This window comes from Alkalinema sp. FACHB-956 (assembly GCF_014697025.1).
GTDB lineage: Bacteria > Cyanobacteriota > Cyanobacteriia > Leptolyngbyales > Leptolyngbyaceae > Alkalinema.
In genome coordinates this window covers 543,646-567,357 of record NZ_JACJRC010000001.1, presented here as the reverse complement: position 1 = coordinate 567,357, position 23,712 = coordinate 543,646, and the positions used below count along the sequence as shown (strand labels likewise).

At 51.6% G+C, this 23,712-nt stretch carries 26 protein-coding genes; 20 read left to right on the top strand and 6 right to left on the bottom strand.

Annotation, left to right across the window (positions count from 1 at the left end; translation table 11 throughout):
- The first annotated feature begins 7 nt into the window (after positions 1 to 7).
- The 10 genes from H6G21_RS02335 (at position 8) to H6G21_RS02290 (ending at position 7,643) form a co-directional block, all read left to right on the top strand.
- Positions 8 to 853: a hypothetical protein gene (locus H6G21_RS02335; RefSeq protein WP_190570047.1), complete on the top strand. Its 846-nt coding sequence runs from the start codon at positions 8 to 10 to the stop codon at positions 851 to 853.
- Between the two features lie 283 nt (positions 854 to 1,136).
- A complete protein-coding gene (locus H6G21_RS02330) occupies positions 1,137 to 1,412 on the top strand; it encodes a hypothetical protein (protein WP_190570045.1) in 276 nt (91 codons plus the stop codon).
- Complete coding sequence (locus H6G21_RS02325) at positions 1,409 to 1,777, top strand: clan AA aspartic protease (protein ID WP_190570042.1); 369 nt, start codon at positions 1,409 to 1,411, stop codon at positions 1,775 to 1,777. The genes H6G21_RS02330 and H6G21_RS02325 overlap by 4 nt, the downstream gene beginning before the upstream one ends.
- 69 nt (positions 1,778 to 1,846) lie before the next feature.
- Positions 1,847 to 2,320, top strand: coding sequence for a DUF29 domain-containing protein (locus H6G21_RS02320; protein ID WP_190570040.1), 474 nt, complete (start codon positions 1,847 to 1,849; stop codon positions 2,318 to 2,320).
- Positions 2,321 to 2,373: 53 nt separating this feature from the next.
- Positions 2,374 to 3,276, top strand: a complete 903-nt coding sequence (prmC, locus tag H6G21_RS02315) for a peptide chain release factor N(5)-glutamine methyltransferase (protein WP_190570038.1) — start codon at positions 2,374 to 2,376, stop codon at positions 3,274 to 3,276.
- Positions 3,277 to 4,139: 863 nt separating this feature from the next.
- Positions 4,140 to 4,637, top strand: a complete 498-nt coding sequence (locus H6G21_RS02310) for a DUF427 domain-containing protein (protein WP_190570036.1) — start codon at positions 4,140 to 4,142, stop codon at positions 4,635 to 4,637.
- A 58-nt stretch (positions 4,638 to 4,695) separates the two neighbouring features.
- Complete coding sequence (gene rbsK, locus H6G21_RS02305; protein WP_190570034.1) at positions 4,696 to 5,625, top strand: ribokinase; 930 nt, start codon at positions 4,696 to 4,698, stop codon at positions 5,623 to 5,625.
- Between the two features lie 34 nt (positions 5,626 to 5,659).
- Positions 5,660 to 6,049, top strand: coding sequence for a 6-pyruvoyl tetrahydropterin synthase family protein (locus H6G21_RS02300; protein ID WP_190570033.1), 390 nt, complete (start codon positions 5,660 to 5,662; stop codon positions 6,047 to 6,049).
- Positions 6,050 to 6,345: 296 nt separating this feature from the next.
- Complete coding sequence (locus H6G21_RS02295; protein WP_242041590.1) at positions 6,346 to 6,975, top strand: 7-carboxy-7-deazaguanine synthase QueE; 630 nt, start codon at positions 6,346 to 6,348, stop codon at positions 6,973 to 6,975.
- 449 nt (positions 6,976 to 7,424) lie between these two features.
- Positions 7,425 to 7,643, top strand: a complete 219-nt coding sequence (locus tag H6G21_RS02290) for a hypothetical protein (RefSeq protein WP_190569303.1) — start codon at positions 7,425 to 7,427, stop codon at positions 7,641 to 7,643.
- A 3-nt stretch (positions 7,644 to 7,646) separates the two neighbouring features.
- On the opposite strand, the gene H6G21_RS02285 is transcribed toward H6G21_RS02290, so the two are convergent.
- Complete coding sequence (locus H6G21_RS02285) at positions 7,647 to 7,793, bottom strand: hypothetical protein (protein WP_190570030.1); 147 nt, start codon at positions 7,791 to 7,793, stop codon at positions 7,647 to 7,649.
- Positions 7,794 to 7,989: 196 nt separating this feature from the next.
- On the opposite strand from H6G21_RS02285, the gene H6G21_RS02280 reads away from it, so the two are divergent.
- From H6G21_RS02280 to H6G21_RS02265, 4 genes are all read left to right on the top strand, one after another.
- On the top strand, positions 7,990 to 8,280 hold the full coding sequence (locus H6G21_RS02280; protein WP_190570028.1) for a barstar family protein: 291 nt from the start codon (positions 7,990 to 7,992) through the stop codon (positions 8,278 to 8,280).
- Positions 8,281 to 8,345: 65 nt separating this feature from the next.
- The gene (locus H6G21_RS02275) at positions 8,346 to 8,612 is read left to right on the top strand and encodes a hypothetical protein (protein ID WP_190570026.1); all 267 of its coding nucleotides are present in this window, start codon (positions 8,346 to 8,348) and stop codon (positions 8,610 to 8,612) included.
- A 5-nt stretch (positions 8,613 to 8,617) separates the two neighbouring features.
- A complete protein-coding gene (locus H6G21_RS02270) occupies positions 8,618 to 8,998 on the top strand; it encodes a clan AA aspartic protease (RefSeq protein WP_190570024.1) in 381 nt (126 codons plus the stop codon).
- Positions 8,999 to 9,301: 303 nt separating this feature from the next.
- Positions 9,302 to 9,448, top strand: a complete 147-nt coding sequence (locus H6G21_RS02265) for a hypothetical protein (protein WP_190570022.1) — start codon at positions 9,302 to 9,304, stop codon at positions 9,446 to 9,448.
- Positions 9,449 to 9,456: 8 nt separating this feature from the next.
- Here H6G21_RS02265 and H6G21_RS02260 read toward each other — a convergent pair whose 3' ends face one another.
- From H6G21_RS02260 to H6G21_RS02240, 5 genes are all read right to left on the bottom strand, one after another.
- A complete protein-coding gene (locus tag H6G21_RS02260) occupies positions 9,457 to 9,975 on the bottom strand; it encodes a hypothetical protein (RefSeq protein ID WP_190570020.1) in 519 nt (172 codons plus the stop codon).
- 145 nt (positions 9,976 to 10,120) lie between these two features.
- Entirely contained in the window at positions 10,121 to 11,056 is a 936-nt protein-coding gene (locus H6G21_RS02255; RefSeq protein WP_347277963.1) for an S-layer homology domain-containing protein, read from the bottom strand.
- Positions 11,057 to 11,213: 157 nt separating this feature from the next.
- Positions 11,214 to 12,137 (bottom strand): LPS biosynthesis glycosyltransferase, encoded by a 924-nt coding sequence (locus H6G21_RS02250; protein WP_199306964.1) that lies wholly within the window; start codon positions 12,135 to 12,137, stop codon positions 11,214 to 11,216.
- Positions 12,138 to 12,184: 47 nt separating this feature from the next.
- The gene (locus H6G21_RS02245; RefSeq protein ID WP_190570018.1) at positions 12,185 to 13,387 is read right to left on the bottom strand and encodes a glycosyltransferase family 4 protein; all 1,203 of its coding nucleotides are present in this window, start codon (positions 13,385 to 13,387) and stop codon (positions 12,185 to 12,187) included.
- A 322-nt stretch (positions 13,388 to 13,709) separates the two neighbouring features.
- On the bottom strand, positions 13,710 to 14,705 hold the full coding sequence (locus H6G21_RS02240) for a glycosyltransferase (RefSeq protein WP_190570016.1): 996 nt from the start codon (positions 14,703 to 14,705) through the stop codon (positions 13,710 to 13,712).
- A gap of 838 nt (positions 14,706 to 15,543) precedes the next feature.
- On the opposite strand from H6G21_RS02240, the gene H6G21_RS02235 reads away from it, so the two are divergent.
- The 6 genes from H6G21_RS02235 to H6G21_RS02210 all read left to right on the top strand — a co-directional run bounded on the left by H6G21_RS02235 (position 15,544) and on the right by H6G21_RS02210 (position 23,689).
- Entirely contained in the window at positions 15,544 to 15,756 is a 213-nt protein-coding gene (locus H6G21_RS02235; RefSeq protein ID WP_190570015.1) for a hypothetical protein, read from the top strand.
- 309 nt (positions 15,757 to 16,065) lie between these two features.
- Positions 16,066 to 16,443 carry a hypothetical protein gene (locus H6G21_RS02230; protein WP_190570013.1) on the top strand — a complete coding sequence of 126 codons (378 nt, stop codon included), beginning with the start codon at positions 16,066 to 16,068 and terminating at the stop codon, positions 16,441 to 16,443.
- Between the two features lie 78 nt (positions 16,444 to 16,521).
- Positions 16,522 to 18,702, top strand: a complete 2,181-nt coding sequence (locus H6G21_RS02225; RefSeq protein WP_190570011.1) for a tetratricopeptide repeat protein — start codon at positions 16,522 to 16,524, stop codon at positions 18,700 to 18,702.
- Positions 18,703 to 18,783: 81 nt separating this feature from the next.
- Complete coding sequence (locus tag H6G21_RS02220; RefSeq protein WP_190570009.1) at positions 18,784 to 21,156, top strand: TRAFs-binding domain-containing protein; 2,373 nt, start codon at positions 18,784 to 18,786, stop codon at positions 21,154 to 21,156.
- Positions 21,157 to 21,538: 382 nt separating this feature from the next.
- Positions 21,539 to 22,348 (top strand): DUF1190 domain-containing protein, encoded by an 810-nt coding sequence (locus H6G21_RS02215; protein ID WP_190570008.1) that lies wholly within the window; start codon positions 21,539 to 21,541, stop codon positions 22,346 to 22,348.
- On the top strand, positions 22,349 to 23,689 hold the full coding sequence (locus H6G21_RS02210) for a glutathionylspermidine synthase family protein (protein ID WP_190570005.1): 1,341 nt from the start codon (positions 22,349 to 22,351) through the stop codon (positions 23,687 to 23,689).
- Positions 23,690 to 23,712 lie beyond the last annotated feature (23 nt).

Below are 23,712 nucleotides of genomic sequence, written 5' to 3'. Positions count from 1 at the left end.
ATTATCTATGTCTTGTTTGCTTTGTCCGTCTCCTATTTTACTTGATCACAGTTTCCCACGGAACGAAGAAGAACTGAGAATTGTTGCCTTTGCGCTTGGTGAATTGGAAGAATTTATTAGTCATGGTAGAGCTAAGCTAGCTAAAACACAAACATTATCTGACTTTATTGATGAATTTGATTGGACTTCTACTCATTCTAATCTACTGATGGAAATTTATAGATTTTTAAGTCAATTGCTTCTCCGCCAGGATGAACGAGTCGTTGACATAAGTAAATATCTTGATTGCATGAATAGTGATTCCGCCTTGACTTATTACTCACATCCATTACCTAAGAGGTGTGGGCATCAAACAGGGCTTTTAGATTTTTGGTCAGATGAGCTAGGAAAAATATTGTTTCTCCATGATCAATGTATTGATAAAAATGATGACTTCTTCATTGGTGTAGCCTGTGCTTATGGATTCGCAGGGCAGTGCATCGATGAATATACGAATCCCCAAAAATGCAGATTTTTCCCCTTAATTAGTCCAGATAATATCGGTATCCTCACTGATGCTTATGAGTGGGAAATACCAAATGATATTCACCAAAAAAAAGTCAGTATTGAGGATGTAAAAAGAAATTGTCAAACAATCGGAGGTATTCTAGAATCACCAGATCGAGATAGTCACTACAAGGTTAAATTTCAAGGGGAAAGACCTTGGACATTCAGTATTAACGATGATCCAATACCAGAACGTTATTTAAGACAGTTAGTGGATAAAACAAACTATCCTATGGATGTCATTAAAACGGCACTTATTAAAGGTAAACTTCCTAGAAAAATTCTAAGGTTAGAAAAGTTATTTTAAGGACTTAAGTGAAGGCTTTATATAGGCTCTTGTTATGTCGAAGGAGTCAGCATAGACTGAGAACAAACCCACTGGAGAATTCGGATAGGCTTTCAGGCGATCGACGTTCGTGCTCAAATATAGATCCCGATTCAGCTTGGTTCTGCTCTGTCGATCGGACACCCAGCTCAAGTATCCAGGGGACTGCCCAGAAGCCCCACCGCCTCACCAAAGGCTACAAGGTACTGTGTCAACAGCTCTCAAGCTAAAATAAAAGAGTCCAAGTCGTAGCGAGGTTAACCCTATGACAGTTCGTCAACGACGTTATAGTAAAGAAGAGATAGCTCGACGTGGACAAGCACTCTATGAGTCCGGTATTCGGCAGCAGGTCGAAGTCGGAAACGAGGGCAAAATTGTCGCTATTGATATTGAAACTGGAGAGTTTGAGGTCGATGAAACGGTCATAGGTGCTACCGATCGACTCTTTGAACGTCTTCCTGATGCTCAACCTTGGGGGATCCGAATTGGGCATCACGCCGTTTATCATTTTGGTTCGCGGAGTTTGAGAAAGAGTCAATGATACACGGAGCCGTAAATCTGCATCGTGAAGCTACCCTTCCTCTTGTAGTTGGTAACTCAACTGGTCAGAAAGAAGTTATCAACACTGTGATTGACACCGGATTTGATGGCTTTCTCTCTTTGCCATCTGAAATTATCGTTCGTCTTGGATTGCCTTGGACGATTTCCAATCCAGCAACTTTAGGTGATGGCAGCGAAGTCTTGTTTGATTTTTATGCTGGAATTGTGATTTGGGACGGGCAATACCGCACGATCGACATTGCGGAATCAGAAACAGAACCTTTGCTAGGAATGGCAATGCTCTATGGTTATCGATTACAGATTGATAATGTTGAGGGAGGTATCGTCCAGATTGATGTGCTGTGATTGTAGTTTGGGTTCGATCGGCGTAATTGCTCCTGGTATCAGTTAAGGCATTAAGAGAGGCGGTCAATCATGCAATCTGAAGTGAAAGTCAAACAGCCATCGTTGTATGACACTGATTATCAGCTTTGGTTGGATCAAACGGTTGCCCAGTTGAAAGTCAAAGATTTTAGCCAAATTGACTTAGAAAATTTAATTGAGGAGATCGAGAGCTTGGGGAGAAGTGACAAACGAGCCATCTCTAGCTACCTGATGCGGTTGTGTGAACATTTTCTTAAGCTGCGGTATTGGGAATCTGAGCGAGAACGGTGTTTCCGAGGTTGGAAGCTTGAGGTTGCTAACTTCCGTTTGCAAATGCAAGCCATACTCAAAGATAGTCCCAGCTTGAAAAATCATCTTCGTGACAACTTTTTGCTGGAGTATCGCAATGCTAGAAAACTGTTCCTCAACGCAAGTGAGTTAGAGGCCCGTTTAATTCCTGAGGAGCCTGAATTTACCCTAGAGCAAGTCCTAGATGAAGATTGGCTCCCCTGGCAGCCCGCATAGCTTCTACTGTTTAAACCTAATGTTTGGATTGAGTGGTGGGTTGAACCAGAACAATGGCAATGTTTCCTTTTTCGGTGTCCGGTGCGGATTTAGAACAGTGGCGCAAAGCAGCTCTGGCGGCGGCGATCGAGGCGCAGGTTGAACCCAGCGAACTGGATTGGTTTTTGCAGGCTGTTGCGAATCTCGATCGGCTCACCTTGCGGTTAAATTTGGTGGCTCAGCAGCCTAGCGTGGGTCTGCGCGTACCCTTTGCAACGCTACAAACCCAGTGGCAGCAACGCCTGCACGATCGTGTTCCCCTGCAATATTTGGTGGGATTGGCCCCTTGGCGTCACTTTGAATTGAGGGTTACGCCGGATGTGTTGATTCCGCGTCCGGAGACGGAATGTGTGATTGATTATGTGCAAACGGCGATCGCGCAGAATCCAACGTTGGCGGAGGGCGATTGGGTGGACTTGGGGACGGGCAGTGGGGCGATCGCGATCGGACTGGCGGATCTCATGCCCCAGGCACGCATTCATGCGGTGGATCTCAGTGCGGCAGCGTTAGCGATCGCGCAACAAAATGCTGAACGGTTGAATTTGCGCGATCGTATTCAGTTTTATCAGGGATCTTGGTTTGCGCCGTTGCCAAATCTACAAGGTCAGTTAAAGGGAATGGTGTCTAATCCGCCCTATATTCCCAGTCAGGAGGTTTTAGCGCTGCAACCGGAAGTAGTGCGCCATGAACCCCATTTGGCCTTGGATGGCGGTATGGATGGGTTGGACGCGATCCATGATTTAATTCAAACGGCCCCGGCCTATCTCCAGTCAGGGGGAGTGTGGTTGGTGGAAATGATGGCGGGACAGGGGGATGCGGTGGTGGAGGCGTTAGCCCAGCAAGGGGACTATTGCAAAATTGCTCTACTCAAAGACTTGGAAGGGGTCGATCGATTTGCGATCGCGGAACGGCGTTAATAAATTGGGGAAATGGGGAGTGCTCCTAGGGATTTATCCCATCCTTTATCACACTAAAGAGCTAGGTAAATCACTGTGATATGGGGATTAAATCACAGTGACACTTGGGAAAGTGTGACATTCTAGAACTTCTATCAAATGAGAAAACGATAGATTAAGGGTCATTGACCTAGTTGGTGGCTTCTAGGCTTAAGTTGGTGGTTTCTCACTTTCTGGCTCATAGCTACTGGCTCGTGGTCAATAGTCTACGTCTTTGCTTACACTTGTTGTCTACATTTATTGCCTACACTTTTGCCTACACTTTTGTTGTCACTTTTACTGACACGCTTTTGCTGACACGCTTTCACTGACACGCTTTCACTGACACTTGGTATCTACCTTTAGTTTTGCTCTACGCTTTTGCTACTCTTTGATTTAAGTTTGCTCACTCAAGTTTGTTGACTCAGTTGTTGTGCTACGTGTTGTTTCTAGATTGTTTAACTTAAATGTTGTAGATTGCCGTAATCTTTCTATGATCTTCCTTAAGACGTATGCTCCCTGTGAGGGAATCAAGGATTAAGTTGCAGATTCTATCTGAGAATTGATTGCCATAATGTTTTCCAAGAGATTTCTTGGGTTGTTGTGAATTGATTTGCTGAACGACTAATCCTTGCTATTAATTTTCGTGTAATACTTGAGTTGTATAATATTTAACTGAGATCACACTTGAGCTAGATAAAGTTACATCGATTTACCGCTAAATTTTTTTCTACCTAGTCAGTAACTTTGTCTTGCTATCAGTGTTGCTGGTTATGCGTCCAGCAAGTTTGATACGAGTTGGCTAGGTATTTTGTTCCTATAAGCTAATTGTTCGATCGTTCGTTATGCCAGAGCCACAGCCAATTCCACCGCAACCTGGGCAAGAGTCTGTTTGGGACTATCCCCGTCCTCCAAGGTTGGAGCCCACGACGAAGCATATTCAGGTGATTTGTAACGGAGTGACTGTGGCGGATACTCGCAGGGCGTATCGGGTGCTGGAAACGAGCCATCCCCCGGTGTATTACATCCCGTTAGACGATATTAACCAGACGTACCTGTTGCCTTCTCCGAGGACAACGTTTTGTGAATGGAAAGGCGAAGGTCGTTACTACACGTTAGCGATCGGCAATATCCAACTGCCCAACGTCGCTTGGTATTATTCTGACCCGACACCTGCCTTTTCTGATATCAAAAACTATGTGGCGTTCTATGCGGCTCCGATGGATGGTTGCTATGTGGATGGCGAGAAGGTGACGCCACAACCGGGGAGTTTCTATGGGGGTTGGATTACCCAGGATATCGTGGGGCCGTTTAAGGGGGAGCCGGGATCGTGGGGTTGGTAGGATTTGCGGCTGGTAGAATTGGGGGTGAAATTTAGCCGCTTGAGTTGGCGATCTGGCTATGACGATTGTCGTTTTTGGCAGCCTCAATATGGATTTGGTGACCCAGGTGCCTCGCTTGCCCCAGGCGGGAGAAACGCTGATGGGCCACCGATTTTTTACGACGCCGGGGGGGAAGGGGGCTAACCAAGCGGTTGCCGCTGCGAAGCTGGGGGTTCCGACGGCGATGGTGGGACGGGTGGGGAATGATGGCTTTGGGCAGGAGTTGTTAGCGAGTTTGCAGTCCTATGGGGTGGAGACTGGGGCGATCGCGATCGATCCGGAGATGCATTCTGGGGTGGCGGTGATTACGGTGGCGGATACGGGGGAGAACCAGATTTTGGGTGTTTTTGGGGCGAACGATCGGGTGGGTGACCCAGAGGTGCAGCGTTTATCCCCGTTACTGCCGACGACGAAGGTGCTTTTGCTGCAACTGGAAGTGCCGATCGAGGCGGTGCGGCAGGCGGCTCAGGCGGCAAAGCAGGCGGGGGTTTGTGTGTTTTTGGATCCCGCGCCTGTCCCTGGGGGATCGATCGAGGATTTGTATCCCTATGTGGATATTTTGGTGCCGAATGAGGTGGAGGCTAGCCAGTTGACGGGGATTGTGGTGAATTCGCTGGAGACGGCCCAGCAAGCTGCCCAGCGGTTACAGGCCCAGGGAGCGAAGACGGTGATTGTGAAACTGGGTGCCCAGGGGGCGTTTTGCCGGACGCTGGAGGAGGAGTTTTTTGTGCCTGCGTTTCCGGTGACGGCGATCGATTCTGTGGCGGCGGGGGATGCCTTTGCGGGGGGATTGGCGACGGCGATCGTGGAGGGAAAGTCGCTGCGGGAGGCGGTGGTGTGGGGTTCGGTGGCGGGGGCTTTGGCGACAACCCGGCGGGGGGCGCAGGTGGCCATGGCCGATCGGTCAGAATTTGATACCTTCCTGCAAACGGTTTCTCGGGCAGGTTAGGTAAGATTGGTTAGGTCATTGTCGTTATTTCCCCATGCCTCGCTGGAAACTTGCCACTGAATTTCATTTTTCTGCTGCCCACCAAATCCGGGACTACAACGGGCCTTGTGGTCGGCTCCATGGTCACACCTATACGGTGAAGCTGGAGGCGACAAGCGATCGGCTCCATGGGTCGGAGTATTGTCCCCATCCGGTGATGGTGGCGGATTTTCGAACGTTGCGTTGGGCGAAGAAGGATGTGACGAAGGGTGGGCTGGATCACTGTGTGCTGAATGAGGTGATGCCACCGGAGTATGAGACAACGGCGGAAATGATTGCGAAGTATATTTACGACAAAACGAAGAAGATGTTGCCCGATGGGGTGAGGCTGAATGTGTCGGTTTCTGAGTCGCCGCATTCTTGGGCGGAGTATACGGATGATTAAGTCGCGGGTGCGATACGGTTAGACCTGTAAAGTTTTTCGATCCCCCCAATTCCCCCCTTAATAAGGGGGGAATTGGGCCAAATTCTCTCAAAGTTCTCCTGATTTCTCGCGCAGTGGCGCGTTGGCGCAGGAATTTTGGGGGATCGTTAGGGATTGCAATTCCAGATTGATTGGGTGTTAGAAAATTGTGCGGCTCTATCTTTTAGTTTTGTTTGAGTTGTTGTTTTAGGGATTTTGTTGTGGTTTCTTTTTCTAATATGTTTTCTAATCCATCTGATGTTGTAACTGATGATCGTTTGTCTGTAGATAAATCATCTGCTTCAGAATTGCAGAATTTGTTGCCGATCGTGGAGACGTTTCATTCTGTTCAGGGTGAGGGGGCTTGGGTTGGGGCGAATGCGTTTTTTATTCGGTTAGCGTTGTGTGATGTGGGTTGTCCTTGGTGTGATACGAAGATTTCCTGGAGTGATAAGCGTCATCCTCGGCATGGCGTTGCGGATTTAGTTGCGGAAGCGCAGTCTTGTCATCCCAGGTTTGTGGTGATTACGGGGGGTGAACCGTTGATGCATGATTTGTCAGAGTTGACGGAGGCTTTGCGGCAAGCGGGTTTGCGGGTGCATTTGGAAACGTCGGGTGCCCATCCGTTAACGGGGCGGTTTGATTGGATTACGCTGTCGCCGAAAATGTTTAAGCCGCCGGTGGCGGAGATTTATGCCCATGTGCATGAGTTGAAGGTTGTGATTTCTCAGTCTGAGGATTTTGCTTGGGCGGAGGAACAGTCGGCGAAGACGCCGGAATCGGTGGTGCGGTATTTGCAGCCGGAGTGGACGAGTGCAGAGGGTCAAAAGTTGGTGTTTGATTATGTGCTGGCGCATCCCCAGTGGCGGATTAGTTTGCAAACCCATAAGTTGTTAGGGGTTCGCTAGGGGGGAGGCTCGATCGAGCCCGCAGATCGATCGGTCTGCAAAATTCTACGATCGAAGTAAGGTTAATATTTTGTTGGTTCTGTACGGTTGACTTGGGAGGAGTTTGTTCGTAGGCTGGTTTTTCATAGCGGTTGCCGTGGACATCCTTCTTTCAGGTGATGGTTAGGTAGGAAGCATGGGGCCGCTGGGATCCTGAAAATTTAGGGCACTACCTGGGATTGCTGACACAAGCCCAAGTAGCTATTCCCCCTCGCTGCGTGAACAGCAAGGAGGCTTGTTGAGAATTTTAGCATTCGATCGAGCCACTCTTGTTTGTGATGTCAAACGGGGTGGCTCTAAATTTTTGGGCTTCTTTAGACCCTCATCCCCAGCCCTTCTCCCACACGCGGGCGAAGGGAGCAAGATTGCAGCAGGGATGGGATGCACTTCAACAAGGAGAAGCTCACATTATGGCGAAAGGTTCTAGCGATCGGAGCGATCGTGAAGTTCAACATGAGAAACAACGCTTACAGATCCACTTAATCGGTCACAAGGAGTTCGTGCAGGATACGATTAATCAATTCCATGCGCATCGAATCGCGGACAGGATTCATTGGAGTCAACCGATGAAGATTGTGCATTCTGACGGACAATACATCAGTATATTGAGTCGCGAACGTCTGCGTTAACGGTTAAAACGTTAGGTGTCCCGCAGGCTTGTTATTTTGGCAGTCTGTGGGTACCTCGGCTAGGGCGATCGAGGTTCCAGTAAAAGCGATTTGCTCATTCGTGGTAGTTGAGAGCGATCGTGTATTTTCTCCCTTATTTGTGTGATGCAAAGTTCGATCTGCTTTTCAGGTTGGTTCGTGGGCAGTTGTTTTCAGATAAAAAAATTAGACAAATTTTATGATTCGCTTAACTTAACCCGTCGTCGTACCTGATTGGTAATGCTGGACTAATTTCAGCAAGGTCAACTCGCAGCAAGTGAACTTTGCGTTATACCGCTTCGGTTAGTGGAGTCGTTTGAATTCAGATATGAATACCAGTCGTGAAGTGGTTGAGATAGTTTTGTCAGAAGTAAACACTACTGATGAACTTCATGCTAAGTTGTCTGATGCTTTGGGGTTTCCAGATTTCTACGGACGAAATTGGGATGCATTTTGGGACAGTATTGCTGGATTACTAGAAATGCCTCGACAATTACGTTTTTATGGATGGAATAAGTTTGTAGAACGATTTCCTGAAGACTCTCACAAACTCAAAAACTGTTTAGCAAATATGATTCAAGAGTCTCCTGAATCGGCTTCGGAAGTAGAATATGTTTGAGTACGTTTACCGTCCTGTTCGCTAAGGTTAAAATAAAGGGGTTAAGTTTGGACGAGGTGAGGCCAATGGCAGTTCGACAACCCCGCTATAGCAAAGAAGAGTTTGCTCGACGTGGCGATGAGATTTATGAGTCTCAGGTGCGCCAACAGGTTGAGGTCGAGAATCATGGCAAGATTGTGGCGATCGATATCGAAACTGGAGCCTTTGAAGTCGGTAAAAACAGCATAATTGCATCCGATCTTTTGCTCGCTCATCATCCTGATGCTCAAATTTGGTTTGTCCGCATTGGTCATCGTGCCGTTCATCGGATTGGATACTTTGAGGCAGGCTGATCACAATGATATCAGGATACGTGAATGCAAATCGAGAAGCAATCATTCAGGTTGCGATCGTGGGTTCCAGTAAACAGTTGAAGAGTGTTAGAGCAATCATCGATACAGGATTTACAGGAGATTTAACCCTACCTAGAGATGTTATTGATGAACTGGGATTTACGTTGAGAGGATTTCAAAGAGTAATTTTAGGAGATGGTAGCGTTCAATATTTTGAGATGTTTGTCGGTATTGTGATTTGGGATGGACAGATGAGGGATGCTGAAATCAATGCAGCAGAAACAGATTCACTGGTTGGAATGGGGTTACTGGAAGACTACAAGTTGGAGGTAGAGGGAAGACCAAACGGTGAAGTCAGAATTATACCCCTGCCAGAATCCCTCTAAAATGCGGTCTAACATATGCCCTAAGCCTCACTAAGTCAAGTCAGAATGCGAAATACACTTCTACTATTGTTGCTAGTCCAAATATAAGCATAGCGATCTAGCGATTCTAAACCAGATTGTTCTAGCGTTGTTAGAATTGAAGGCTAAATCTTAAATTCATTTCATTGGTGTTATTCACAAGTTAACAAATTATTTCATACTTATGAAATAATTTGTTATGCCAACGATGAACTTTTCTGCTGCAATACCAACAGATACTTGGCTGCATCATCAGGGACCCGGTGTTACCCGCAGCAAAACAGAATGCAAACCTATTTGAATGCCAAGGCACGAATTTTTCGCGATCGCGGTAGTTGTTGCCAGCATGAAGCCAAGCCGGAACGATCTCGGCATCGGGACGTTGATGGAACTCACCATCTATTTCAGCTTCACACTGACGCACTGAATTGAGCAAACTGCTAAAAGCGGATGCCAACGCCCCCTTGGATGGAGGCTGCGGTGCCACCACCGCGTTTGTAGGCGTCAAAGGCAATGACGGCATTTCCAAAAACAACGACGTTGCTGTTGGGCAGAGAATAGTCGATGCCGGGTTGGATGGCAAAGGCGGTTTTGTTACCCACAGGTGTATTGCCACCCAGGTGCACAGAAGCCCCTAAGCCCAGGTAAGCATCGGTTTGCCAGTTGATGGGCACATCGTAGGAGATGGTCGGCACGATCGCGGTACCGGAGCCAATAAAGCCTTGGGCCCGGATGGAAATCGGGGCTTCGAGGAACTTATAACGGGCAGCCACTAACCCGGAAATTTCCCGTTCTTCGCCGTTGCCTCCTTTGGTCAGCCCGATCGCGGGGCCAATGCCAACGTAGCTTCCATAGGCCGCTTGGGCTTGAACGGGGGCAGCTTGGAAGCCAACGGCCAAGGCCACACTACTGGCGAGAACGGGGGCGATCAAGGTGATGGGTTTAAAGGCGCATTTCATCGTTGAACTCCTCAGAGCAAGTTCGCTAGGGTTAGCGATCGAAGGTTCTCAGCCAGGTTCAAATGAGCTGATTTCTGCTTTTATCATACCCAAGAACACCAGAACGTTTAATTTTCCTGGTTTGAGCTTGGGTAGACGGGCTGGCTTAGGGGGATGGGCTAACGCTGGGGGACGGGCTGACGCTGGGGGATGGGGAGGGTGAACTGGGACGGCCCTTGAGGATGTCTTGGGCGGAGATGCCGTCGCCTTGGAACCCGAAGTACCAGAGCACCGCGATCGCCTCGGCGCGGGTGACAGAGCGCTTTGGCTGGAAGAGGGTGGTATAGCCTAGGGCGCGGCGAATGTTGGACTGGTCGCTGTTTTGGAAGTCCATGTAGACCGCGCGTAGGGCTTTGGGGGCAATTTTGCTGGCATCTTGGAAGCCCCAGGTCTGCTGGATGCTATCGATCGTTGCGGTGGGTAGGGCTTGGCGGGTGTCGAGTGGGACTTTCCAGAGAATCAAGTCTTCGCGGGTGAGGGGGGCATTGGGCCGAAAGAGGGTGGCGGTGCTGTCGCCGGAGAGGGGACTGGGAATGAGGCCCGCTTCGGCCAGTCCTTGGATGGCGGGAAAGTCAGGATCGTCGCTGGGAATGTCCTGGAAGGTGGGGGGCGTATTGGAGGTTGCGAGACGAATTTGCTTGGTGGTGTTGGCGTGGAGTCGATTGTTGACGATGACCAGCCAGTGGGCGTATTCGCGGCGGGTGATGTTTTTGATCAGGGATGTGTCGTTGCCTAGGGGGATGGTTTCTAGGGCGAGGACATCTTTGAGGTAGGGGTGGAGTTGGCTGGGGACTGGGGTGAGGTCGGGGGTGAGGTCGGGGGTGCGATCGGGGGGAGTGGGGAGTGGGGAGTGGGGAGTGGGATTGGGGGATGACGTGGGGGATTGGGGCGTGGAGGGTGTGGGCAGGGGGGAGGGTGCGGGGGTGAGGCGTGGATCGGCTTGGATGGCTTGCTGGAGGGACTGGGCGTTGGGACTGTTGGCACAGCCGATGGGCATCAGGAGGAGGGGGATGAGGAGGGAGATTCGGAGATCAGACAGCACGGCAATACCCAGGATAACCAAGTCTTTTCTAGTCTAGCTTCCAAGGTTGGCTCTCTGGGAGGGGCGGGATCAGGGGGGCGGTGGGAGAATTGTGGTTAAGGTTAGCCGGATTTTGGGCAGGGTGAGGGGTGTGATGCGATTCTGATATTGCTGCTGTCTACAGATTGAGGGTGAATTGGCGTTGGAGGGCGAAGCGGAGCAGGCGTAGGGGCACGCTGGAACTGCGCAGGATGGGGAAGCGCAGGTACCGTCCGGAGAATAGGCGTAGGAGTCCTTTTAGGCGGGCTTTGCTGCGGGTGAGGAGAAGGTCGAGGGCGTTTTGGGCGTAGGGTGGGCGGAAGGCGAGGCGGCCATAGAGGATGTCGGCGCGGTGGGCGGTGCTGAGGCCGTGGTTACGATGCTCGGGGTTGGGGTGTCCGCCGTGTTCTCCGTAGTTGCGGAAGGCGACGTAGTTTTTCAGTCCTGCCTTGCGGAGGGTTTCTTCGATTTGGGTGTCCCAGGTGGTGTATTGCTGGGGGCCATAGTTGCTGTGAATGCGATCGGCGAGGCTGATGAGATACTTTGCGGCGATCGGTGTGACGATGTAGGCGACGGTGGAGGCAGAGAATCCTTCCGCGTAATTTTGGGGGGAGACGGTATAGATCTGGGGGGCGCAGGTGTAGAGCCATGCAACGCCGGTATCTGGCTGATCGAGGGGGCAGGGCAGGGGCAGTTGGCCGATGCCGCGTACGGGCACAAAGTCGGCTTCGATAATGAGGGCGGGGCGATCCAGGTCGAGGATTTTTTCCCAGGCGCTGCGGTGGTTCAGGAGGCAACGATAGCTGGGGGATGCGTCGGCGAGGTGGGAGGCTGGGGTTTGGCGGCAGACTTCGGGATTGAGGTGTTCTTGGGTCAGGAATTGGGCGAGGGCTTGGGTGTCTTCGCGGTGGGCAATGATAAAGCTTTTGGCGATGGCTTGGCTTAGGGTTTGACTTAAGGTTTGGCTCGGGGCTGGACTTAAGGTTTGGCTCGAAGCTTGGTTCGGGGCTGGACTTAAGGTTCGGTTCGGGGTTTGGTTTGGGGCTTGGCTAGGGCTGTACATAGTACCGGGATAGATCTAGTACCAGGATAAACGCTGAAAGAAGAAAATTACAGGGAGAGGGGCAGCGGGGGGGCAAGTAGTTTTTGCGGGGAGAGGGTTTGTTGAAAGATGCCTTCGATTTCGGCGATGTTGGTTGTTAGGCTGAAGTGGGTCTGGACGTGTTGGCGGCAGCGTTGGGAGAGGAGCGGGTCGGTTTGTTTCCAGGTAAGGACTTGTTGGATGCGATCGGCGAGGGCGGCGGGGTTGCGGGGGGGGAAGAGGGTTTGGGCGAATTCCCCGGTGAGGATTTCGGGGATGCCGCCGGTGTGGCTGGCGATGACGGGGGTGCCGCAGGCCATGGCTTCGATGATGACGCGACCGAAGGGTTCGGGCCAGATGCTGGGCATGATGACGAGGTCGCTGGCTTGGTAGAGGCTGCGGGTTTCGGTGAGGTGTCCTAGGAAGCGGACGTTGGCTTGGATGTTGAGGGTTTGGGTGAGGACTTGGAGTTCTTTGAGATAGTCGGGTCGATCGAGGAGGGGTTTCCCGGCAATCAGCAGGGTCGATTTGGGCTGGGTTGCGTTGAATTTAGCGAAGCCGTGGAGCAGGTTTTCTAGTCCTTTGCGACGATCCAGACGACCTGCGTAGGCCAGGAGGGTGTGATCGGTGGGGAGGTTCCACTGTTGCTGTAATTGCTGGCGGGGGTGGGGATTTTGGTTGCTGGCGGGGGTGAAATATTCGGTGTCGATGCTGTTGTAGACGACTTCGATCGGGGGGTGACCTAAGCTCTGAACCCAAGGTTTTTGTAGCCAGGTTTGTTTGGTGTGTTGGGAAACGGTGATGAATTTATGGACGGCGGAGAGGTAGTGCGATCGTTGGAGATCCAGTTTGTCGGGGGCGGGAAGGCGGAGGTGGCAAACCAGGGGCAGACGGGTTAATTGGGACAGCAGTCCGGCGAAGGGGATGTCATAGATCTGGTTGGTGTAGATCAGGGTGGGTTCGTTGGGGTGGATGAGGGCTTTGGCGCGGTTGAGGTCGCGGGGGAGGTTGAGGAAAGTCTGGAGGGGACGGTGACGGGAAAAGGAGAGGGCGGTGATAGATAGGGTCTGTTGACAAAAAGCTTGATATTGGGACAGGAGATCGCCGGATTGGGTGTAGAGCAGGCTGATGCGATGCCCCCGCTGGTGCAGTTGTCGGGATACTTCAAAGAGGCTGCGTTCTTGGCCCCCCCGTCGGGAGGTGGGTTCTTTTTCCAGGACAAGAATATGCATGGTACCAACTGCCTCAGTAAGGGGGTTCGCGCTGGGCCTGTTGAGATTTGGTGATACAGGCACGAGTTGGCTTAGTGTTCCCCAGAAGCTGTGGGTTTTCCCATGCAGGATTAATTTTTATCTTTTTGGGGTGCTGATGAATTTCTGATGAATTTCTGATGAATAGATAATTGTGGGCTGATTGGCAACGCGGGGTGAATGGCGATCGGGGAATTATTGCGTTACCTGTGGTGTGTATTTAGATGTGTATATAAGTATTGTTTAGCGATAGTCCTGATGATTTTTGTTAATGAATTCTAGTGATTCTAAGCGTGTTGGTTTTTCAGCGTTTTAACTTTTTATGCAATTTTTTCCAGAGGCTCTGGAGGCGGAGTTGGGTGATGCGGCTGGGGGTGAGGGGTGCGATGTCGCTAGGGGACTGTTGCATGTAATCAAAGAAGGTATTGACTTCAGTGAGAATGTGCTGGAGGCGGGAGAGGATGTTTTCAGTGCGGTATTCGGCTAGGAAGTGGGGTGGAAGTTCGATCGGGGGTTGGTGCAGGGTTTGCAGGATGCGATCGCGATCGTATTGGGTGGAGTAGCTGGCGATTTTTTGGCTGTTGAAGCTGGGGTCGAGGTAGTCGGAGAGGCCGTGGTTGACGCTGGAAAAAACATGGCAGCCGCAGGCCATGGCTTCTAGGGGTTGGAGGCCGAAGCCTTCGGTGACGTTGCGTTGGGCCCAGTATTCGGCGGAGTCGTAGAGGTAGACTTTGCTGCGGTTGAAGAGGATGGAGAGGTCTTCAACGTAGTAGTCTACGATTTCGACGCGGCATTGGCTTTGTAGGGCGGGGATGAGTTGGGTGAGGAGGTAGGTGGAGGATTTGCGGGCTTGGATGAGGATGTCGATGTCGCGGGGCTGGTGGCGGTTGTGGAAGTTGTCGGAGATTTGGTTGGGGAGGTAGTAGATGGGGGAGTGGGGGGCGTGTTGGCCCCAGTAGCCGAGGGTGTTGCGGCTGACGGTGACGATCGGGATGTGGGCGGGTAGGCGGAAGTTGTATCCGGCGCTGTGGGCGTGGTAGAGGGTGGGGTTGCTGTGTAGTTTGCGGATGAGTTTGGGGATGTCGAAGCCCCAGCTGATGATGAAGATGCTGTCGGGGTGGTGGGGCTGTTGTTGCAGGAGGTCGTCGAGGAAGAGGTGTTGGGGTTCGCGTTGGCGGTAGGTGACGATTTGGGCGGGGCAAATCTGTTGGGCAAATTGTAGGGTTTTGAGTTCGGCCCAGAGTCCTCCGCAGGCGAATTTGCCGCTGGTGCCGGGGAGGAGGAAGTAGAGCTTTCTCATGGTGGGACGGGGATGGATGAATTCGGTTTGTACGATACCGGGGATGGGGTTTGTTGTAAATGGTTGGGGAGTGTGGGGAGTGGGAGTGGGGAGTAGGGGAGTAGGGGAGAGGAATTGGTCTTGTGTTCTTGTTTGAGACTTGGGATGAGTCTAGAGTTGAGACTTTTGTGGGAGTATGAGATTCGTTTCTGTCGCGATATCTTATTTGAGACTTGTTTTGGGTCTAGATTTGGGTCTTGGATGAGATTTTGGGTCTATTCTCGAGATGACTGGTCTTAAGATGGGTCTTGGGATGAGTCTTGTTTGAGTTTTTGAGACGGGTTGGAGGTGGAATGGCAGTTTATGAGGATCCTGCTCCCTGTTGGGGAGGTGGGTCTGCAAGGGGTTATGAAAAAGGGGCTGTAAAAGGGGTGGGATTTGCAAGGATTCTTGGGTTTGCTGTAATCCTATTGGTTTTTTCTAGTTTTGATTCCCTGTTGTTGCTTGTGGAGTGATGTGTGTAGTGCGGGGGAATCGATCGAATGTGTTGCTAAGTATCACGGGATTGCAACTTTTTGAAATATAGTTGACTTTTCCCCTGGTTTGTCCGTAGGCTTATGTTCCAAGGCCAGTTGCAACCGTGTTGTTTACCGATTGAGTTGGCTGTACCCCAAAAATTAGAGCGCTACCCAGCGTTGAGTGGAGTCAACAAAGGGTAGCTAAACCCCCAAGCTGGATACAACAGCTGGGCGGTCTGACACGGATTGTAACATTCGATCGGGCCACCCTATTTGTCCTGCGCAAGAGGGTGGCTTTAATTTTTGGGATTTCTTCCCGCTACAAGTTTAGGAGAAGTCCCATGGTGATTAATTTTGCGGAACTCGATCGGGTGATCGAGGACGATCGTAAGCCGATGCATGTGTACCTGGTGGGGACGCAGCAGGATGTGCAGGCGACGATCAATCAGTTGTATGTGCTGCGGTTTAGCGACAGAGTTCGTTGGAGTCCGCCGGTTCCGGTGCCGGGTTCGAGTTGGCGCTATGTGAGTGTGATGGAACGCGATCGGGCTTAGGGGTGGAGTCGCTTAAATCTTGAGAGATCCCCCTAAATTGTAAGAGATCCCCCTAAATCCCCCTTCAAAAGGGGGACTTTGAGAGAATCTTTTAGATTTCAGTACAATTCCATCAATTTACTCAATATTTCCGGTTCCCCCTTTTTTAAGGGGGGGTAGGGGGGATCGAATCTGTTGCGGGGATGAGGTAATTTGATATCACTGGATTGTTGCGAAGAACCCCGGTTTTTGTAAGAAAAAAATTGCGGAAAATTGGATTTTTCTGCGGTAGAACAGTAAGTATCTATTTCCTCAATTGATGTAGCCGCTATGGATCCCATTACTTTGGCAACGATCGCTGTAACGCTCATCGCAACGAAGGCGACGGAAAAGGTTGGTGAGAAGATTGGGGAAGGGGCGATCGCGTCTGGTAAGCGGTTGTTGGATGTGTTGCGGCGCAAGTCTCCGGATACGGTGAAGCGGTTGGAAGCTGCGAAGAATCCGGAGGTGATTGATGCAGAAATTATTGAGGAAGTGAAGCAGGTTGCGGCAAGTGATCCGGAAGTGCAAGCTGCGGTGAATGCAACGGCTCAGGCAATGCAACAGCAGTTGGGAACGGTTGTAAATCAAACACAGTTGGCGGAAAAGATTGGCATTTTGATTCAAGGCGGTTACAACCCAATCACGATCGGTAAATTGGAGATTTGACCAGAGTCGTCGAGCGGGGCTGCGACCAAGTTAGATCCCCCTTACTACTATCCGCAGGACTTTTTCGGAGCGATCTTTGTGGGTCGCGATCGGGAAATGGTGGAGCTTCACGATCAGTTGCAGAAGGCCGATCGGGTGGCGATCGCGGCGGTGGGGATGGGTGGTGTGGGTAAGACGACGTTGGCGCGGCAGTATGCGAAGGTGTATGAGGGGGAGTATCCGGGGGGGATTTGGTGGGTTGCGGGGCGATCGGTGGCGACGGAGATTGTGGGCTATGCGGCGCGATCGATCGGGTTGGAGGAGCTTGATCCGAGTTGGGATGAGGCGCGGGTGGTGCAGCATTATCTGGCGCGGTGGGAGGAGCGGTTTCCGGGGCGGAAGTTGTTGGTGTTGGATGATGTGGCTGAGTACGGGGAGGTGAGGGGGTATTTGCCGCTGTCGGGGACGTTTCAGGTGTTGATGACGACGCGGGTGAAGTTGGGGCGTCCGGTGAGTTGTTTGGAGTTGGGGGTGTTGGCGATCGAGGATGCGATCGATCTGTTGTTGCAGATGATGGGATCCCCCCTAGCCCTCGGATCCCCCCTAGCCCCCCTTCAAAAGGGGGGAACTGGAGAAATAGAGGGAATTGATGGGATTGCGAGAGAATCTGAGAATTCTTTCAAAGTCCCCCTTTTTAAGGGGGATTTAGGGGGATCTGCGGGGGATTTAGGGGGATCTGGGTCGGAATTGGCGGCGGCGCGGGAGTTGTGTGAGTGGTTGGGGCGGTTGCCGTTGGCGATCGAGTTGGTGGGGCGGTATTTGGCGGAGACGGGGACGATCGCGGGGGTGTTGGGGGAGTTGCGGGCGAAGTCGTTGGCGGCGCGGGCGATCGATGAGGTGCCGGAGGAGATGGATTATGGGCGGAATGTGGAGGCGGCGATCGCGTTGAGTTGGGAGCCGTTGGCGGAGCGGGCGCGGTTGGTGTTGGGGATGGTGAGTGTGTTTGCGATCGGGCCGATCGAGTTGGGCTGGGTGCGGGATTGTTTGCCGGAGGTGGAGGATGTGGGGGAGGTGCTCGATCGGGGATTGGTGAAGCGGAGTTTGTTGAGTCGGTTGGAGGATGGGCGGTACCAGATGCACGCGCTGGTGCGGGAGTTTGTGGCAGTGCGGCGGGATGGAACGCTGGGAGAACGATTTGTACGAGTGATGACTGAGATTGCTCAGACAATTCCGCAGGAAGTGACATTAGAACAGCAAAAAACTCTACAAGATATTGAACAACATCTTGTAGAAGCCGCAACATATACTAGTTGTTTAGAACAACAGACTAATTCAGTGAGGATCTTTACTGGATTAGTCTATTTTTATGAAAGCCAAAATCAATGGAAACTATCAAAAAAATGGAACAAAGAATTTCTAAAGTTTAGCGAATCTCATTTTGGCTCACATCATTCAGTAACTGCTGATGCATTAAACAATTTAGGTGTTGTACATTACAGGACTGGAGATTATAAAAAAGCTACACGTTTATATCACAAGGCTATTAATATCTGGAAGTTAAGCTCAGGTGAAAATAGCATTAATGTTGCAAAAGGACTCAATAACTTAGCAGTGCTACAGCGAACTTTAGGACAATATCATGATGCCGAGACTTCTCTTTTACAAGTTGTTAAAACTTTTGAGGAGATTTATGGAAGAACACATGCTGACACCACAATAGCAATTAGCAACCTGGCAGATGTATATCATCTTCTGAGAAATTATGAGGAGGCAGAAAAACTATTTCAATTTGTGCTCGAAACAAATAAGGTTGAACGGCCAAAGGATAGATTAACAATAGCAAAAAATCTGAATAATTTAGGAACGCTTTATAAATCAACTAAAATCTATAAGAAAGCAGAGTCACTATATGCTGAAGCATTAGAAATCGTAAAGAGTTTTTTAGGCCATGATCATATTTTTACAGCAGCAATTTTGAATAATTTAGCAGGGGTATATAGAGAATTAGGCAATCATATTAGGGCAGAAAGACTCTACTTGGAAGCCTTAGAAATACGCACAACTAAATTAGGTTGTACACATATTGATACAGCAAGAACCTTGAACGATTTGTCTTTGTTGTATTTTTATATGAAGCAGCTAGATAAAGCTATTTCTCACATGAGTGGTGCTAATCAAATTTTTAAAGAAGTTTTAGGGGAAAATAACTTGAGTACAGTTACCTCTGAGCAAAGTCTTGCTTATATGAAGCAAGTCAAGACGCAAATCGCTGGTTCCTAGAAGGCACATTCATCTAAACACCATATGTTGGTTTAAATAACTTAATTGATCTGAGTCCTGTTCACCGTAGCGAGTTCTATTTTGCAGTACCAACCCCACCCGATCGAAACTGCACACATTACGCTAACGGCAGAGTATTTGAAGTTAGCGGAAATTTTGGCGCGCAATAGCCATGACGTTTGGGTACAGCAACGGCTAGACGATGGCTGGCGCTATGGGCCACAGTACGACCTAACCCAGCGGTACCACCCCTACCTAGTCAACTACAACGACCTGCCCGATCGGGAACAACACAGTCGGCGAGTCACCGTCTCCGAAACCTTAAAAGCCCTACTATCCCTAGGCTACCGCGTGGAAGTGCGGGATCCCACCAGCCCCCCCAGCCTCTTCCTAGAAGACCAAGACCTCGCCGTCATGGTGCAAGGACTCACCCGATCGGCAGAACTCAACCTCAGCTCCCTCCTCGATCTGCGACGGGAAATCATTCGCATCCAGCCCCGTAGCTCCGACATCTACCGCACCTTCGGCGATGCCCTCCTGCAACTGGGCGAACCCCTGATGGCCTACGACGCCCTCGCCGAAGGCTTACGCTACTGGCCCCAAGACCTGCGCTTGCAGCAATTACTCGCCCTCGCCCTCGCCCGCAGCGGCAGCACCGTCACGGCGAATCAGTTACTCGTGCAGTTAGTCGAAGCCGGTCAGCAAGACGAAGAAACGATCGGCCTCCTAGCCCGTACCCACAAAGACCTCTGGCAACAGGCCACCGATCCCGCGATCGCCGCCATGCAGTTAGAGCTAGCCCTACAGCGCTACCAGCAAGCCTACCAGCAGAATGGCAGCGTCTGGACAGGCATTAATGCCGCCACCTTGGCCTTGGTCAAAGGCGATCTGACCCAAGCGCAAACCCTGGCGCAACGGGTGCGATCGCGCTGCTTAGAACAATTGACCGCACCCGTGCTAGGCCGGGGCGAAGACTACTGGCGGTTGGCCACCTTGGGCGAAGCCGCGCTGATTTTGGGCAATTGCGCCGAAGCCGAGGATTTCTACGGGCAGGCCGCCGCGATCGGCCAGGGACGCTTTGGCGACTTGAGTTCCAGTCGGCGCAACGCGGTGCTATTGGCAGAAGTCTTGGGATTAGACACCGATCGGGTCAAGCACTGGTTCCAAATTCCCAAGGTCGTCGTGTTTTGCGGCCACATGCTCGATCGGCCCGATCGGCCCCAACCTCGCTTTCCAGCCGCCTTAGAAGGAACCGTCTATCGAGCGATTCTGGAACGCTTGCAAAAGATGGAAGTGCAGTTGGGCTATGCGCCTGCGGCCTGTGGCGCAGATATTTTGTTCCTGGAGGCGATGCGGGAACTCAAGGGGGAATTGCACATCGTTTTACCCTGCAACCGCGAGCAATTTATTCAGGATTCCGTGGATCTGATTCCGGGGGCAAACTGGGGCGATCGCTTCGATCGGTTAATGCAGGATGCGACGGAGGTGGTGATCGCGTCGGGTAACAAGTTGGAAGAAAACGACGTGGTCTATGAATATTCCCATCGCTTGCTCTACGGCTTAGCCAAAATTCGGGCCGATCAGTTGGGAACGGAGTTAATCCCCTTGGCGGTGTGGGACGGCAAACCGGGGGATGGGCCAGGGGGCACCGCCAGCACCGTAGCCAATTGGCGACGCTGGACGGATCATGTAGAGGTGATCGATCTGGCAGCGATTTTGCGGGAACACCAGGCGCGATCGGCCCTATCCTTGGACACCGCTTTACAAAACGGCCAGACAGCCGCTTCAGCCGCTTTCGGGAATGCGATCGATCCCCCTTTAATGAACGCGATCGGCCATTCCGCCAGCCCCCCAGCCAGTCCCCTCGCCAGCTCCCTCGCCAGCAATCCCGCCCTCGCCACCTGCGACATTTCCAGCCGCGAAATTCGAGCGCTACTGTTTGCCGACGTGGTGAACTTCAGCCATTTGGAAGAAAACCAGCACGGGCCATTCGCCCAGCATTTCTGGGGTGAAATTGCAGCGTTGACGGAACAATATCCCATCCTGATGAAAAATACCTGGGGTGATGCATTGTATTTTGTTTTTCCCCTCGTGCAACAGGCGGGAGAATTTGCCTTGGCACTGTGTGATCTGGTGCAATCGATCGACTGGTCTACCAAGGGTTTACCCGCTGGCCTCAACTTGCGGATTGCGCTGCACGCAGGGCCAGTAGAACGCACGGTAGACCCGATTACAGGGCAGTTGAATTACGTGGGAATGCACGTCAGCCATACAGCCCGGATTGAACCGATTACGCCACCGGGCAAGGTCTACGCCAGTCAAGCCTTCGCCGCGATCGCCGCTTCGGAGGATTTGCGCCAGTTCACCTGCGATTATGTGGGGCAAATGCCTTGGGCCAAGCGCTATGGCACGTTTCCGACCTATCATGTGCGGCGGGTGCTGGCGGGGATGTGAGGCCGCAGGCGGGGCAGCCGTGAGATGTGAAGAATGGTGAATAAAGGCGGGTGGGGATCTTGGCGGTGGCTGAATTAGCGTGGATATACTAGCAATATCTTGCTGAAATGCGCTTGCTGAGGATCGATCGATTCCCCTAAATTCCGTAGATCCCCCGCAGATCCCCCTAAATCCCGCAGATCCCCCTAAATCCCCCTTAAAAAGGGGGACTTTGAATGAATGCTCATCTTTTCGACTCATATTATTAGTTTGCTGCAAATTTCCGGTTCCCCCCTTTTTAAGGGGGGGTAGGGGGGATCTCATCGGTTAGGGGACATCGGGGAGTGCATAGGCTGTGGCGGGTGCATAGGTATAAACAATTTGCTGATGGCTCAGGCCCATTATGAATGCGCAAAATTCCCAAAATTCTCAATCTCCTCGATCGCAATCCCAAGCCTCGCCGCAATTACGATCGATTCGGCGGCAGCAAATTCAGACGTATTTAGCGATTTCTGCCTTTATTGCGGCGCAGTTGGTGGCGGGGTGTAATGACGCTGGCGATGAGGCGGCGGCTCCGATGGTTCCGGCGCTGTTCTATGAAAATAAGGCGCAGTGTGAGGTGGATGCGAAACGCCAGCAGGATCTCTATGCCGCTCGACTGAAGGCAGCGCAGGCTCAGCCGACTGCGGCGGGAACCCCTTCCCCCCAAGTGCACCCCCCGTTGAAACCCCCAGCGCTGAAACCGGAGGATTGTGAAGGGCAGATGCGGGCGGCCCGAGCCGAGCACGATCGGCATGCTCCGGTCTATAAGAGTCTGACCGATTGCCAAGCGGAGGGTGTGCAGTGTGAACCCTATTCTGACGGAACCCAGTCTAGTTCCAGTCATGGGGGCTATCGTCCCCGCTTTGGGGGGGCTTATATCTATCCCGAAGGGAATCCGAATTCACCCAGTGAAAGTCCGGTCAATACCGGGTCGGGGTCGCGGTTTTATCCGCCCCACACGGTCTATAGCGGGCTCAATCCAGGGGAAGTGGTGACACCCAATGGAGATCCGGTCTCCCGCACATCATCTGGATCGGTGATGGTTCCTGCCCACACGGGCTTTGCGGCTCCGAGTCGGCCTGCGGGTACGGCGGCCAAGGGGACGATTACGGGCAGAAGTCAATCGGGGTTTGGTTCTAGTTATAAGAGTACGGGGCGGGGAGGTAAGTAGGTGAAGGCAATTCGGGTGGCTCGACGATCGGGCTGGCAAAACCATATCCGGGAACACGCTTACCAGGCGGATGTGCTGAGTGATGCGGCGCAGAAATATTGGGTTGAAGCGTTGCCGGAACCCTTTGCGATGCAGTTTCACACCACGGAAGAAACGGCGATCGCGGTGGCGACGGAACGGCTGTGGGAAATGTGTGTGACGTTTCTGGACTGGTTTTTCACGGATGAGGTCTATGGTGCGGTCGATCGACGGTTAGAGCGGTTGCGCATTCCGGCTCCCTACTGGCAGGTAATTAAAGACAGTTGGGATCGGTGCGATCCGGTGGAGGATTTGTCGTTGTTGACGCGGTTTGATTTGGCGGTGACGGAGGAGGGCCAGATCAAGTTACTGGAAATTAATGGGGAGACGCCGCTGTTGGGTGCGGAGACGGTGTATCAATGGAATTGGTATGTGGATTATCAACGCAATTACCAACATAGTGATTATCCCTTACCCAGTGATGCGAATCAGTTTAATGATTTTTGGGAACATGTGGCGGGACAATGGCGACGGATTGCAGAGGACTATGATCTGAGGAAAACGGGCATCACGTTTCTGGTGGATGAAAATCTGGAAGAAGATGCGGAAATGGCGATGCAGTTGATTCAGATTCTGCACGATGAGGTTGATCCAAATATCTATGTGCAGATTCTCTATTTGCGTGGGTTGCGGGATGAGCAGGGCAATGAGGTGCAGCGGGGGCTGGGTCTGGATGAGGAGGGCTATTTTATTGATGCGGTGAATCAGCGAATTCCGGTGCTCTGGAAGATTTACGATTGGTCGGATATTCAAAGTGATGTGGCTAATCTGGGGGTGACGGAGGCGTTGGTGCGGCAGTTGGCAACGGCGGAGGTCAAGGTGATTGAGCCGCTGTGGAAGCAGGTTTTGTCGAATAAGGGTGCCTTGGCGTTGCTGTGGGAGTGTTTTAAGGATTCGCCCGATCGACGGTATTTGCTGCCGACGTATTTTGAGGATGATGTATCGGTGGAGGCGACCCGTTTGTTGATGGGGATGTCTGTGAAGAAGCCGTTGCTGGGCATGGAAGGGGTGGGTATTTCGATCGAGACGGGGGGTGGGGCGTTGGAGTCGCGGCCCAGTCTGGGGTATGGCCGGGAGGGGTTTATTATTCAGGAATATGTTGAATTGCCGCAGGCGTTTGGCTATTACTATGTGGTGGGCAGTTGGGCGATCGATGGGGCGGCGGCGGGTATTGTGATTCGGGGAGATACGTCACGGATTACGGGGCGGCATTGTTTGATTATTCCGCATATTGTTTCGGATGCAGGGTTATACATTCCCTAGGGGGGCGATTACAACTCAATTTG

Bases quoted from the DNA above. Each gene is read 5' to 3' on its own strand.
- H6G21_RS02325 (WP_190570042.1), top strand. From the start codon at position 1,409: ATGATACACGGAGCCGTAAATCTGCATCGTGAAGCTACCCTTCCTCTT.
- H6G21_RS02320 (WP_190570040.1), top strand. From the start codon at position 1,847: ATGCAATCTGAAGTGAAAGTCAAACAGCCATCGTTGTATGACACTGAT.
- H6G21_RS02215 (WP_190570008.1), top strand. From the start codon at position 21,539: ATGAATGCGCAAAATTCCCAAAATTCTCAATCTCCTCGATCGCAATCC.
- H6G21_RS02245 (WP_190570018.1), bottom strand. From the start codon at position 13,387: ATGCATATTCTTGTCCTGGAAAAAGAACCCACCTCCCGACGGGGGGGC.
- H6G21_RS02335 (WP_190570047.1), top strand. From the start codon at position 8: ATGTCTTGTTTGCTTTGTCCGTCTCCTATTTTACTTGATCACAGTTTC.
- H6G21_RS02240 (WP_190570016.1), bottom strand. From the start codon at position 14,705: ATGAGAAAGCTCTACTTCCTCCTCCCCGGCACCAGCGGCAAATTCGCC.
- H6G21_RS02280 (WP_190570028.1), top strand. From the start codon at position 7,990: ATGAATACCAGTCGTGAAGTGGTTGAGATAGTTTTGTCAGAAGTAAAC.
- H6G21_RS02265 (WP_190570022.1), top strand. From the start codon at position 9,302: ATGCAAACCTATTTGAATGCCAAGGCACGAATTTTTCGCGATCGCGGT.
- H6G21_RS02275 (WP_190570026.1), top strand. From the start codon at position 8,346: ATGGCAGTTCGACAACCCCGCTATAGCAAAGAAGAGTTTGCTCGACGT.
- H6G21_RS02235 (WP_190570015.1), top strand. From the start codon at position 15,544: ATGGTGATTAATTTTGCGGAACTCGATCGGGTGATCGAGGACGATCGT.
- H6G21_RS02250 (WP_199306964.1), bottom strand. From the start codon at position 12,137: ATGTACAGCCCTAGCCAAGCCCCAAACCAAACCCCGAACCGAACCTTA.
- prmC (WP_190570038.1), top strand. From the start codon at position 2,374: ATGGCAATGTTTCCTTTTTCGGTGTCCGGTGCGGATTTAGAACAGTGG.
- rbsK (WP_190570034.1), top strand. From the start codon at position 4,696: ATGACGATTGTCGTTTTTGGCAGCCTCAATATGGATTTGGTGACCCAG.
- H6G21_RS02330 (WP_190570045.1), top strand. From the start codon at position 1,137: ATGACAGTTCGTCAACGACGTTATAGTAAAGAAGAGATAGCTCGACGT.
- H6G21_RS02260 (WP_190570020.1), bottom strand. From the start codon at position 9,975: ATGAAATGCGCCTTTAAACCCATCACCTTGATCGCCCCCGTTCTCGCC.
- H6G21_RS02290 (WP_190569303.1), top strand. From the start codon at position 7,425: ATGGCGAAAGGTTCTAGCGATCGGAGCGATCGTGAAGTTCAACATGAG.
- H6G21_RS02230 (WP_190570013.1), top strand. From the start codon at position 16,066: ATGGATCCCATTACTTTGGCAACGATCGCTGTAACGCTCATCGCAACG.
- H6G21_RS02270 (WP_190570024.1), top strand. From the start codon at position 8,618: ATGATATCAGGATACGTGAATGCAAATCGAGAAGCAATCATTCAGGTT.
- H6G21_RS02300 (WP_190570033.1), top strand. From the start codon at position 5,660: ATGCCTCGCTGGAAACTTGCCACTGAATTTCATTTTTCTGCTGCCCAC.
- H6G21_RS02310 (WP_190570036.1), top strand. From the start codon at position 4,140: ATGCCAGAGCCACAGCCAATTCCACCGCAACCTGGGCAAGAGTCTGTT.